A 10589-nucleotide genomic window follows, 5' to 3' on the forward strand; every position below is an offset into this window, starting at 1 on the left:
GGCCGGCGGCCATGCTGCCATCTAGGCCAACGCTTCATATTGAAGGCCGTGTCCGGAGGGTAAACACTTGAAGATCTCTTCCACCGCCTCTTCCGTGCGTAACCCCCACTGGTTACTAAGCGCGAATGTACGACCGCCTAGATAGAACAACTCGTCATCGCGGCAGAAATACCGTACTTGGTACCTGTTTGGCGAGACAGCCACAAATTGCTCGCCTGAGAGGTTCCCCTCGACAGACACAAAAATGTTGGATGCGCGCCAGGGCACAGCATCGCGGATACGCTCTGGGCTGACGCCTAATTGGAGTGCCTCCCGAACCACCTGGAAGATGAGCCGACGCTTTGGTAGATCAGAGAAGACTTGCCCCGAATTGGTCTGCAGTCGATAGCGCGTGTAGTCCCTTCCCTGTGTCTCAGCTGCGACCACATCCATGGTCTTCTCGCGTATCGCCACTTGGTACTCAGCTGCTTCGGGTAATGGGATCACTTGCTGAACATCCAACAGCACGTGATCCTTAAATGGATATGGTCTTGCCTTGACGCATGTGATATCAAGACCCTGAGCATTTAGCCAGAGCACAGTAGAGGTAATTTCCTTGGAAAAATCAGCCGACACCAAAGCAATTCGAACCTTGTCGGCAAACGATACGGGTCCTTCTGGAATATCAAGAAATGTGCGAATTTCCGTTTCGGCACCGTCCGGAGATTTACCGCGTAATGCAAGGTACTTCCGGTGTGTTTCCACGGCCTGCTCAAATCGCATGGTTGAGACCATCGCAGCATAGCGGAGGGCTTGCAATTCCATATGGCCACCGTCTTCGGTGCGCTTCAGCTCCACTACGACCAATTTTCGATCGCGATCAAGGCACAAAAGGTCAATCCGACGTTTGCTGTCTTCCCAGTCTCCGAACTCCTCTGTCAGAACGAACAAATCCGGCAGAATTACTTCAGTCTGGTCCCTAATGAGACGCTGAATGTCGTCCCGCTCACGAAGATTGAGCGCACTGTATGTAGCGCTTGGAATGCTAACAAGCGAATCAGCCGAGAGTTCGTAGAGAGGCATGGAGATTTGACCAAATAATTGCGATGTTGCGCGTTGCGTTGAAGTTCATGCAGTTTCATGATCGAAGCGGGGCGATCTTACTATTAAACGGGGACAACCTAGAGATTGTGCAATATCTTTAGAACAAGGGAGAGCCGGTGCGTATCGTTGAAGGCCTTTCAACAACGCAAGAGCACAGAAGATCGCGAACAGCCCCTGATGTCCTTTGACCTCATCAAAGGAACCAGTAGCTTCAGTTCTGGAAAAAATCCGGCCCAAACGGATACGTGAACCGGCCCGACTCTCGCTACATCAGCTGCATATTGAAGTAGACAACGCGCTCCGTCTCCCTGAACCCCAGACGCGTATGCGCGGCCTGGCTCACGACATTGTCCAGCGCGGTATCCGAGGCCAGCTCTTTGCAGCCCCTGTCCCGCGCCCATGCCCGGACGGCGTCGATCAAGGCCCTGGCCGCGCCCTGTCGCCTGGCCTCGGGCATGACATACAGGCCCTCCAGGAACGCCACGGGATTGGAGTCGGTGCCATTGACGTAGTCCGTCCTGATCGCAGCTTCGGCAAGGCCGATCGCCTGCCCGTTGTCGGCGCGCGCCAGGAACTGGACGTATCGGTCCGGCGCGCAAACCTGATCCTCCATGTCTTCCTGATGCTCAGACGCTGACGCGTCAGGCCAGAGCGCCATGCGCAGTTGCAGCCAGGCGGCATCCCGGGAGGAGGTAATCGGGGCGGTTTTCATGGGCAGGGTTTGTGTTCCGGATGACGCGTGGAAATTTATCACCCTGCCCTTCTTGCTGTCGAAGCGTATCCGGCCTCGGCCTGCCCCGCCCTACTCCTGCACCGGCACCGTATAGTTCAGCGCCAGCCGGCCGCCATCCGCGTACACCGTCTGCCCGGTGACGTAGCTGGCGTCATCGCTGGCCAGGAACACCGCCACCTTGGCGACTTCGTCCGTCGATCCCAGGCGCTGCATCGGTATGCGCGACAGCACGGTCCTGCGGGCTGCGGGATTGCTGGTGATCGTGGCGAGGATTTCGGTGTCGATGCTGCCGGGGCCGATGGCGTTGACGCGGATGCCGTGCGGCGCCAGGGACAGCGCCATCGACTTGGTCATCTGGCGCACCGCGCCCTTGCTGGCGCCGTAGGCCGGCTGGTCCGGCATCGCCAGTTCCGCCGTCATCGAGGACAGCGTCACGATGGCGCCGTTGCCGCGTCCGCCAGCCACCATGGCGCGCGCGGCGGCCTGTGCGACCAGAAAGGTGCCGCGCACATTGACGTTCATGACCGCATCCAGGTCTTCGAGCTTCAGGTCCAGGAAGTCCGCCGCGCGGATCACGCCGGCGTTGCAGACGCAGATGTCCAGGCCGCCCCAGCGCCGCACGCACTCGTCGGCCAGCTTCTGGGCATCAGCCGGATCGGTCACGTCCGCCACCAGCGCGGCGGCGCGATCGCCCAGCGCGCGGGCCGCGGCCATCAGTTCGGCCTCCTTTCGGTCGGCCAGCAGCACGTATGCACCCTCGGCCGCGAAGCGCCGCGCGATCGCCAGTCCGATGCCACCGGCCGCGCCGGTGACCAGCGCCACCTTGTCCTGCAATCTCATCTCAGACTCCTACGTAGGCGGCCACCAGGTCGGGCCGCTGGGACAATTCCGCCGAGCTGCCGCGCCACACCGTCACGCCCTTGTCGAGGATGACGTTGCGGTCCGACAGGCGCAGCAAGGCCGTGGTGTTCTTGTCCACCACGATCATCGACAAACCTTCGGCTTTCAATTGCGCCAGCACGCGCCAGATTTCGGCGCGCACCACCGGCGCCAGCCCTTCGGTGGCTTCGTCCAGCACCAAGAGGCTCGGGTTGGTCATCAGCGCCCGGCCCAGCGCCAGCATCTGCTGCTCGCCGCCGGATAGCTGCGTGCCCAGGTTGGCGCGGCGTTCGTGCAGGCGCGGAAACAGCTCATACACGCGTTCCAGCGTCCAGCCGCGGCCGCCGCCGCGGTGTATAGCCGTGGCGACCAGGTTTTCTTCCACCGTCAGCGTCGGGAAGATCTGGCGCCCTTCGGGTACCAGCGACAGGCCCAACCGGCCGATGCGGTACGGCGCCAGTCCGCGCAGAGACCGCTCGCCGTAGCGGATGCTGCCCTGGCTGGCGGGCAGCAGGCCAAAGAGGCATTTGATGACGGTGCTGCGGCCCATGCCGTTGCGGCCGATCAGGCCGATGACCTCGCCCTGGCCCACGTCCAGGTCTACGCCGAACAAGGCCTGGCAATGCCCATAGGCCGCCGTCAATCCGCTGATGCTCAACATGGCGGCTCCTTATGCGTCGGCGTCGTCGCCCAGATAGGCGCGGCGCACGTCGGGATGGTTGCGTATCTGTTCCGCGCTGCCGGTGGCGATGACCTTGCCGTAGACCAGCACGCTGATGCGGTCGGCCAGCGCAAACACGGCGTTCATGTCGTGTTCGACCAGCACGATGGTGTAGCGGCCCTTCAGGCTTTGCAGCAAGGCGATCACGCCCGCGCTTTCGGCCGCGCTCATGCCGGCCATGGGCTCGTCCAGCAGCAGTACCGACGGCTCGCCCGCCAATGCCATGGCGATCTCCAGCTGGCGGCGCTGGCCATAGGCCAGGCTGTCCACCTGGGCCTCGGCCACGTCTTCCAGCTTGCAGGCCCGCAGCGCCGCGGTCGCGGCGCTTACCACGTCGGCGCAATCGCGCAAGGCGGTCCAGGCCGACAGGCGCCGGCGGCGCTTGCGCAAGGCTGCCAGGCAGGCGTTGTCCAGCACCGTATAGCTGTCGAACACCGAGGTCACCTGATAGGAGCGCAGCATGCCCAGCGCCACGCGTTCCTGCACCGAGGCGCGGGAAACGTCGGCGGCGCCCAGGCGCACGGCGCCGCCATCGGGCCGCAGTTCGCCCGACAGCAGGTTGATCAAAGTCGTCTTGCCCGCGCCGTTGGGGCCGATCAGCGCGTGCAGTTCGCCAGGCGCCACGTCCAGCGACACGCCGTCGGTCGCCTTCAGGCCGCCGAAGCGGCGCACCAGGTCCTGCGTGGACAATCCAACGGGCGCGGCTGCGGTTTGCATGCTCATGCCGAAGCCTCCTTGGCGATCGCGTCCGGCGGGCGGCGGTCCTGTTGTTCACCCGCGGTCGGGGGCTGGACCGTCGGCGCGGCGGGCGGCGGACGCCGCAGCCAGGCCAGGGAGTTGGCATAGCCGCCCTTGGCCACCATGGCGATGACCACCACCGCCGGCCCCATCAGCAGCATCCAATGCTGCGTCATGCTCTTGAAGGCCTCTTCCATCAGCAGATAGGCAACGGCGCCGAAAATCGGCCCCAGCACATTGCCCAGCCCGCCTATCACCACCATGACGATAAGTTCGCCCGACACCGGCCACGACATATAGCTGGGCGAAGCGAAGGCGGTCAGATTGGCCAGCAGCAGCCCGGCCACGCCGGTCAGCACACCGGAGGCCACGTAGGCCGTCAGGCGCACGCCGAACACCGAATAGCCCAGCGCGTCCACGCGGCGCGGGTTGGCGTGCGTGGCGCGCAGGATCATGCCGAAGGGCGAGCGGCGCAGGCGCAGCATCGCCAGGCTGGACACCAGCAGCACCGCCCAGGCCGCCCAGTACACGGGCTGGCTGCCGCCCAGGTCGAACAGGCCGAAGGAACTGGCTTCGTAGATGTTCAGGCCGTCGTCGCCGCCGTATTCGCGCAGGCTGACCGCCAGGAAATAGAACATCTGCGCAAACGCCAGCGTGATCATGATGAAACCTATGCCCGAGGTCCGCAGACAGACCGTGCCGACGATCAGCGCCACCAGCGCGCACACCGCGATGCACACGGCCAGCTGCAGCCAGCCGTTGCCAAACCCGTAATAGCTGAGAATGCCCACGGCATAGCAACCCAGGCCCAGGAACATGGCGTGGCCGAAGCTCACCAGTCCGGCAAAGCCCAGCACCAGGTTCAGCGCCAGCGCGGCCAGCGCATAGATCAGGATGCGCGCGCCCAGCGTCACGTAGAACGGTTCACCCAGCCATTGCGCCACGAAAGGCACGCCGGCCAGGACCAGGAACAGCAAAGGCAGCGCCCAGCGCCGGTATGTGTGTTCTTGCATGATGATCCAACCCCAGTACAAGCGCGCGTCAACGCCGCGCCGAGAAGACCAGGCCTTGCGGCCGGAACGCCAGCACCACGGCCATCAGCACGTAGATCAGCATGGAGGCGAGTGCCGGCCCGACCGCATTGGCGACGGAAGCGTCGAACACGGCGCGCAACATGTCGGGCAGGAAGGCCCGGCCCAGCGTGTCTATCATCGCGATCAGCAGCGCCGCGACCAGCGTGCCGCGCACCGAGCCGATGCCGCCCACGACGATCACCACCAGCGCCAGGATCAGCACCGGCTCACCCATGCCGGACTGCACCGACAGGATCGGCCCCGCAAGCGCGCCCGCCACGCCGGCCAGCACCGCGCCCAGCAGGAACAGCAGCGTCTTCTGCAGGTCCACGTTGGCGCCCAGCACGCTGGCCATGGGCGCATTGCTGGCGCCGGCGCGGATCAGCATGCCGAAGCGCGTGCGCTGGATCAGGAACCAGGCGCCGACCGCCACCAGCGCGCCCACGCCGATGATCATCAGGCGATACACCGGATAGTCGTTGCCGAACAGGCTGACCGCCCCTTCCAGCCCCTGCGGCACGGCGGCGTAGTACGGCCGGCTGCCCCAGATGACCGAGGCCAGTTCATTGAAGAACATCATCAGCCCGAAGGTGGCCAGCACCTGATAGAGGTGATCATGCTTGTACAGCGGCCGCGCAATCAGGCGTTCCAGCGCCACCCCCACCAGGCCGCTGCCCGTCACCGCCGCCAGGATGGCGAAGGCGAACGAGCCGCTGGCGTTGTAGGCGGTGGCGCCCAGGAAGGCGCCGATCATATACAGCGACCCGTGCGCCAGGTTGATGAAGTTCATGATGCCGAAGATCAGGGTCAGCCCCGAGGACAGCAGGAACAGCAAGGCGCCGAGCTGCAGGCCATTAAGCATCTGCGACAACAGCAAGGATCCGTTCATGGGGCGTCTCCCGGGACGTTACTTCAGCGGGCAGTCGGCCACGTAGGCGTCCTGATGGTCGGTGAACACCTTGGCCAGCTGCTTCAAGCCCACGCCGTCGCCTTCCTTCACGACCTGGTAGGCATACAGGTCCTGCACCGGCATGTTGTTGCTGTTGAAGCGGAACTTGCCGCGCACCGTGGGGAAGTTGGCGCCGGCCGCCTTCACCGCCGCGGCCAGGGCCTTGCTGTCGCCGACCTTGCCACCCTGCTGCTTGATGGCGGTATCCAGCAGGAACGCCGCGTCATAGCCGCCCACCGCATATTCCGACGGCAAGCGGCCGTACTTGGCCTTGAAGGCCTCGACGAACTTGCGGTTCTGCGGGTTGTCCAGCGTGGTGGCCCAAGGCGTGCCGTAGATCGCGCCCACCGCCTGCTCTTTCAGCGCGGTCAGCGTGTTGGAATCGATCAGGCTTTCCGAGAAGAACGGCAGCTTTTCCATCAGGCCGGCCTGGCGCAGCTGGCGCACGAAGTTCACGCCCACCCCGCCGGTATAGAACACGAACAGCGCGTCGGGCGAGGCCGACTGCATGCGCGAGATCTCGGCCGAGTAATCCAGCTGCCCCAGCTGGGTGTAGATCTCGTCGGCGGGAGCGGCGCCATAGAAGCGCTTGAAGCCCGCCAGCTTGTCCTTGCCGGCCTGGTAGTTGGACGACATCAGGTAGGCGCGCTTGTAGCCCTGGTCCTTGACGTACTTGCCCATGGCTTCGGACATGCTGTCGTTCTGCCAGCCGAGCACGAACAGATTGGGCAGGCACATGCGGCCGGCGATGGGCGCGGGTCCGGCGTTGGTGGACAGCGCCACCACGCCCGATTCCTTGATGCGCCGCAGTTCGGCCATGAGCACATTGGAAAAGCCCAGGCCGACGATCACGTCGACCTTGTCCTTCTCGATGAACTTCTGCACGATCTGCGCGCCCACGTCGGGCTTGAGCTGGTCGTCGTCGCGGATCACCACCGCCTTCTGGCCGCCCAGGCTGCCGCCCAGCTGCTCGATGCCCAACATCAGGCCGTCGTACTGATCCTGGCCCAATGCCGCCTGGGGGCCGGACAGCACCCCGGTAAAACCGATGCGGATGTCCGCCATTGCGGCGTTGGCCACGGTCAGGGCCGCGACCGCGGCCAGCGCGGACAGGCCGCGTGCGTATGCTTGCATGCTAAGTCTCCTTGGGGGATGGACGGCGGCGCCGTTCTGCGCGGCGCCTGCCGGTACTAAGGCCTGCTTACAGGTCAGAGCTTCACGCAGACATTGCGCAGCTCCGTGTAGAACTCGAGCGAATGCACACCGCCCTCGCGGCCGATGCCGGACTGCTTGGCTCCGCCGAAGGCCGTGCGCAGGTCACGCAGGAACCAGGAATTGATCCAGCAGATGCCCACTTCCAGGGCCTGTCCCATGCGATGGGCGGTGCCCACGTTGCTGGTCCAGACCGAGGCCGCCAAGCCGTAGGGCGTGGCGTTGGCCAGGGCGACGGCTTCTTCTTCCGTGTCGAAGGGCGCGATGTGGCAGCAGGGGCCGAAGATCTCCTGCTGGATCACGGCCGAGCTTTCCGGCAGGCCGGTCCAGACCGTGGGCTGGATCCAGGCGCCGCCGGCCAGGTCGTCCGGCATGTCCGGCACGCCGCCGCCGGCCACCACCGTGGCGCCTTCTTCACGGGCGCGGGCGTAGTAGCCCAGCACCTTGTCGCGATGGCGCTGCGAGATCAGCGGACCCAGGTTGACGCCGGGATCCTTCGGACGGCCCAGCTTGAAGCCGCGGGCGCGCTCGCCCAGCGCCGCCACGAAGCGGTCGAAGATCGGCCGCTGCACGTAGACGCGCTCGGTGCCCAGGCAGACCTGCCCGGTGTTGTCGAAGGCGGCCCGCGCGATGCCGGCCACCGCCTTGTCGAAGTCCGCATCGGCGAACACGATGCCGGCATTCTTGCCGCCCAGTTCGAAGGACACGGGACGCACGCCCACCGCCGCGGCCTGCATGATGGCTTCGCCGGTGCGGGTTTCGCCGGTAAAGGTGATGCCGTCTACCAACGGATGGCGCGTGAGCTTTTCGCCCGCCGAACCGGGGCCGCGGCCATGCACCACGTTATAGACGCCGGGCGGCACGCCGACCTCGTTCATGACTTCGCCCAGCAGCGTGGCCGTGGCCGGGGTGTCTTCAGAAGGCTTGACCACCACGGTGTTGCCGCAGGCCAGCGCCGGCCCCACCTTCCAGGTCATCAGCAGCAGCGGCAGGTTCCACGGGCAGATCACGCCGATTACGCCGCGCGGCACGCGCACGCCGTAGTTCAGGGCATGGCCGCCATCCGGCGTTTCCAGGTCGAAGGTCTCGTTGGGGATGTTGCGCACCAGGTCGGCGAAGATCTTGAAGTTCGCCGCGCCGCGCGGAATGTCCAGATGGCTGGCCAGGTCGTAGGGCTTGCCGGTGTCGGCGATCTCGGCATCGACGAATTCGTCGAAGCGGCGGATGATGCCGTCGGCCACCGCGTGCAGCAGCTCCACGCGCTGCTGCGTCTTGAGTTTGCCCCAGGGGCCGCGCAACGCCGCCTTGGCGGCCCGCACGGCGGCGTCGACCTCGGCGTCGCCGGCCTCGTGGATGCGCCCGATCAGGCGGTTGTCGACCGGATCGCGGTTGTCGAACGTCTTGTCCGTGGCGACCCATTCGCCGTTGATGAAATTGCGGAAATCGGTCATTGCGTCCTCGGTTGTGACAGGTCTGCCAGCGCCGCTTCAGGGTCGCCGGCGGTCAGGTATTCCCACATGCGCTCGTAGATCCGGCCCGTGCCCACGGCGCGGGTCGCCGCCTCTTCGGGCGAGAACGTGGGCGCGCCGTCGGCCAGGCCGGCCGAGCGCAGTTGCCATTCGATGCGCGCGGCATCCTCCAGATACCAGGTCAGCACCACGGCATGCATCAGCGATTCGGCTGCCACCACCGCGCCGTTGCCGCGCATGGCCACGGCGCGGGCCGCGCCCAGGGTCTGGGCCACGCCGCGCGCCTGGGCGTCGCTGCGCACCAGTTGCGGGTCGTCCCAGAGCGGCACGGACGGAGAGAAATACGAACCCATCCCATGGCGCGGCTGCGGCGTCACGCGGGCCGAGGACAGCGTCATGACCGTGGGCGGCATGGAGCGCACCACCCCGCCCACTTCGGGGCGCATGCGGTAGATGTGCTGGTGGATGCGGACCTCGCCCAGCACGCCTTCGGGCAGTTCGCCGTGCACCGGCACCACCGTGCCCGCCTCGCCCGGTTCGATCAGGCCCATGGGCCGCGCGGCGCATACCAGGAAATGATCGGCGTCGAGGCGGCTGCTGCAATGGCCGTAAGCGTGGACCAGGCCGGCGCGGGCCAGGCCGCGCGCCGCCGTCCGCACCAGCGCTTCCTGGCCGGCGTCGGCTTTCATCGGCGCGGCGCTCACGTCTTGAACTCCGGGATGTCGGGCTTCGCGCCCCACATGCAGAACGAGGACGGCACTGCGGGGAAGCTGCGCGGCCGGTAGGTCTTCTCGTCTTCGGCGGTGATCAGGCGCACGCCGGTGGAGTACTCGTAGATCATGCCGTCGGGGCCGTCGAAGTACAGGAACATCGCCCCCGAGGTCGGATGGCGCCCCGGGCCGAAGCGGATCGGCACCTGCCATTCCTTCAGCTGGTACCAGGCACGCATGATGTCGTCGATGCTTTCGACCTGGTGGTTGATGTGCTGCACGCCCGGATAGCTGGACGGGAACAGCGCGATCTTGTGGTGCACTTCGTCGATGCGCAGCAAGGGCGCTTCGCCGATGCGGTCGCTGACCCGGGCTGAAAGCAGCCCGGTCCAGAAGGCCTCGTCGCGTCGCGCGTCCAGCGTGCGCAGGCCGATATGCGAAAAGCCCGTCACGCCGGCATCGCGGCTGGGGAAATAGCGGCGGCCGCTGTGGTGCGGCGCGTGCACCAGCTCGATGCGGTTGCCGGACGGGTCGATGAAACTGAGGAAATCGCGTACGTAGCGCTGCTCGGCGTCCTCGCGCTTGCCCGCGGCGACCTGATAGCCACTGCGCTCCAGCACCGCGCCGGCATGCTCCAGTTCCTCGGACGTGTCCACTTCGAACGCCGTGGTGTGGTCGCGCGGATCGCCTTCGAAATAGCACAGGGTGTGGTCGCGCGAGTCGGATTTGAAATAGACCGCGCCGTGCTCCTTGCGCGCCACTTCCAGCCCCAGCACCGCGGTCGCGTAGCGGACCGCGGATTCCAGGTCGCGGGTACCCAGCCGGACGTACCGGATGTCGTGTAGCCGTATCACTGCTTGTCTCCAGGTTGCGCCTGCCGCCGGCTGATTACCGGTCGTAGTCTTGACGCTTTTTTTCTACGATAAGCAGCATAAATCTCGGCGTCAATAATTTTTATCGAGATTTTTTAAAGCCAGTGATAAAGTAGCTCCCATGTCAGACGGCGCCACCCTCCCCCCGCT

The 10589-nt window shown here is 65.4% G+C and carries 11 protein-coding genes; all 11 read right to left on the reverse strand.

Annotation, left to right across the window (positions count from 1 at the left end):
• Positions 1-21 precede the first annotated feature (21 nt).
• The 11 genes from HV766_RS28590 to HV766_RS28640 all read right to left on the reverse strand — a co-directional run bounded on the left by HV766_RS28590 (position 22) and on the right by HV766_RS28640 (position 10421).
• Positions 22-1062, reverse strand: coding sequence for a PDDEXK family nuclease (locus HV766_RS28590; protein ID WP_175182273.1), 1041 nt, complete (start codon positions 1060-1062; stop codon positions 22-24).
• A 286-nt stretch (positions 1063-1348) separates the two neighbouring features.
• Positions 1349-1795 carry an aminoglycoside 6'-N-acetyltransferase gene (aac(6'), locus tag HV766_RS28595; protein ID WP_175182274.1) on the reverse strand — a complete coding sequence of 149 codons (447 nt, stop codon included), beginning with the start codon at positions 1793-1795 and terminating at the stop codon, positions 1349-1351.
• Between the two features lie 90 nt (positions 1796-1885).
• The gene (locus HV766_RS28600) at positions 1886-2656 is read right to left on the reverse strand and encodes an SDR family NAD(P)-dependent oxidoreductase (protein WP_175182275.1); all 771 of its coding nucleotides are present in this window, start codon (positions 2654-2656) and stop codon (positions 1886-1888) included.
• A 1-nt stretch (position 2657) separates the two neighbouring features.
• Entirely contained in the window at positions 2658-3356 is a 699-nt protein-coding gene (locus HV766_RS28605; RefSeq protein ID WP_175182276.1) for an ABC transporter ATP-binding protein, read from the reverse strand.
• 9 nt (positions 3357-3365) lie between these two features.
• Positions 3366-4139 (reverse strand): ABC transporter ATP-binding protein, encoded by a 774-nt coding sequence (locus HV766_RS28610; protein ID WP_054456507.1) that lies wholly within the window; start codon positions 4137-4139, stop codon positions 3366-3368.
• Complete coding sequence (locus HV766_RS28615) at positions 4136-5167, reverse strand: branched-chain amino acid ABC transporter permease (RefSeq protein ID WP_175182277.1); 1032 nt, start codon at positions 5165-5167, stop codon at positions 4136-4138. Before HV766_RS28615 ends, HV766_RS28610 begins: the two co-directional genes overlap by 4 nt.
• 28 nt (positions 5168-5195) lie before the next feature.
• A complete protein-coding gene (locus tag HV766_RS28620) occupies positions 5196-6116 on the reverse strand; it encodes a branched-chain amino acid ABC transporter permease (RefSeq protein WP_042793142.1) in 921 nt (306 codons plus the stop codon).
• Between the two features lie 18 nt (positions 6117-6134).
• A complete protein-coding gene (locus HV766_RS28625; protein ID WP_054456506.1) occupies positions 6135-7310 on the reverse strand; it encodes an ABC transporter substrate-binding protein in 1176 nt (391 codons plus the stop codon).
• A 74-nt stretch (positions 7311-7384) separates the two neighbouring features.
• Complete coding sequence (locus HV766_RS28630) at positions 7385-8839, reverse strand: 2-hydroxymuconic semialdehyde dehydrogenase (RefSeq protein WP_175162561.1); 1455 nt, start codon at positions 8837-8839, stop codon at positions 7385-7387.
• On the reverse strand, positions 8836-9561 hold the full coding sequence (locus tag HV766_RS28635; RefSeq protein WP_233564475.1) for a class II aldolase/adducin family protein: 726 nt from the start codon (positions 9559-9561) through the stop codon (positions 8836-8838). Before HV766_RS28635 ends, HV766_RS28630 begins: the two co-directional genes overlap by 4 nt.
• Positions 9558-10421, reverse strand: a complete 864-nt coding sequence (locus HV766_RS28640) for a VOC family protein (protein WP_054456504.1) — start codon at positions 10419-10421, stop codon at positions 9558-9560. The genes HV766_RS28635 and HV766_RS28640 overlap by 4 nt, the downstream gene beginning before the upstream one ends.
• Between the last annotated feature and the right edge of the window lie 168 nt (positions 10422-10589).

It is taken from the genome of Achromobacter aegrifaciens (assembly GCF_902859735.1).
GTDB classification, from domain to species: domain Bacteria; phylum Pseudomonadota; class Gammaproteobacteria; order Burkholderiales; family Burkholderiaceae_B; genus Achromobacter; species Achromobacter aegrifaciens.

What these genes read in the sequence shown, in the direction of transcription:
- HV766_RS28620 (WP_042793142.1), bottom strand. Translation starts at nt 6,116, where the DNA reads ATGAACGGATCCTTGCTGTTGTCGCAGATGCTTAATGGCCTGCAGCTC.
- HV766_RS28600 (WP_175182275.1), bottom strand. Translation starts at nt 2,656, where the DNA reads ATGAGATTGCAGGACAAGGTGGCGCTGGTCACCGGCGCGGCCGGTGGC.
- HV766_RS28610 (WP_054456507.1), bottom strand. Translation starts at nt 4,139, where the DNA reads ATGAGCATGCAAACCGCAGCCGCGCCCGTTGGATTGTCCACGCAGGAC.
- HV766_RS28605 (WP_175182276.1), bottom strand. Translation starts at nt 3,356, where the DNA reads ATGTTGAGCATCAGCGGATTGACGGCGGCCTATGGGCATTGCCAGGCC.
- HV766_RS28615 (WP_175182277.1), bottom strand. Translation starts at nt 5,167, where the DNA reads ATGCAAGAACACACATACCGGCGCTGGGCGCTGCCTTTGCTGTTCCTG.
- HV766_RS28590 (WP_175182273.1), bottom strand. Translation starts at nt 1,062, where the DNA reads ATGCCTCTCTACGAACTCTCGGCTGATTCGCTTGTTAGCATTCCAAGC.
- HV766_RS28630 (WP_175162561.1), bottom strand. Translation starts at nt 8,839, where the DNA reads ATGACCGATTTCCGCAATTTCATCAACGGCGAATGGGTCGCCACGGAC.
- HV766_RS28625 (WP_054456506.1), bottom strand. Translation starts at nt 7,310, where the DNA reads ATGCAAGCATACGCACGCGGCCTGTCCGCGCTGGCCGCGGTCGCGGCC.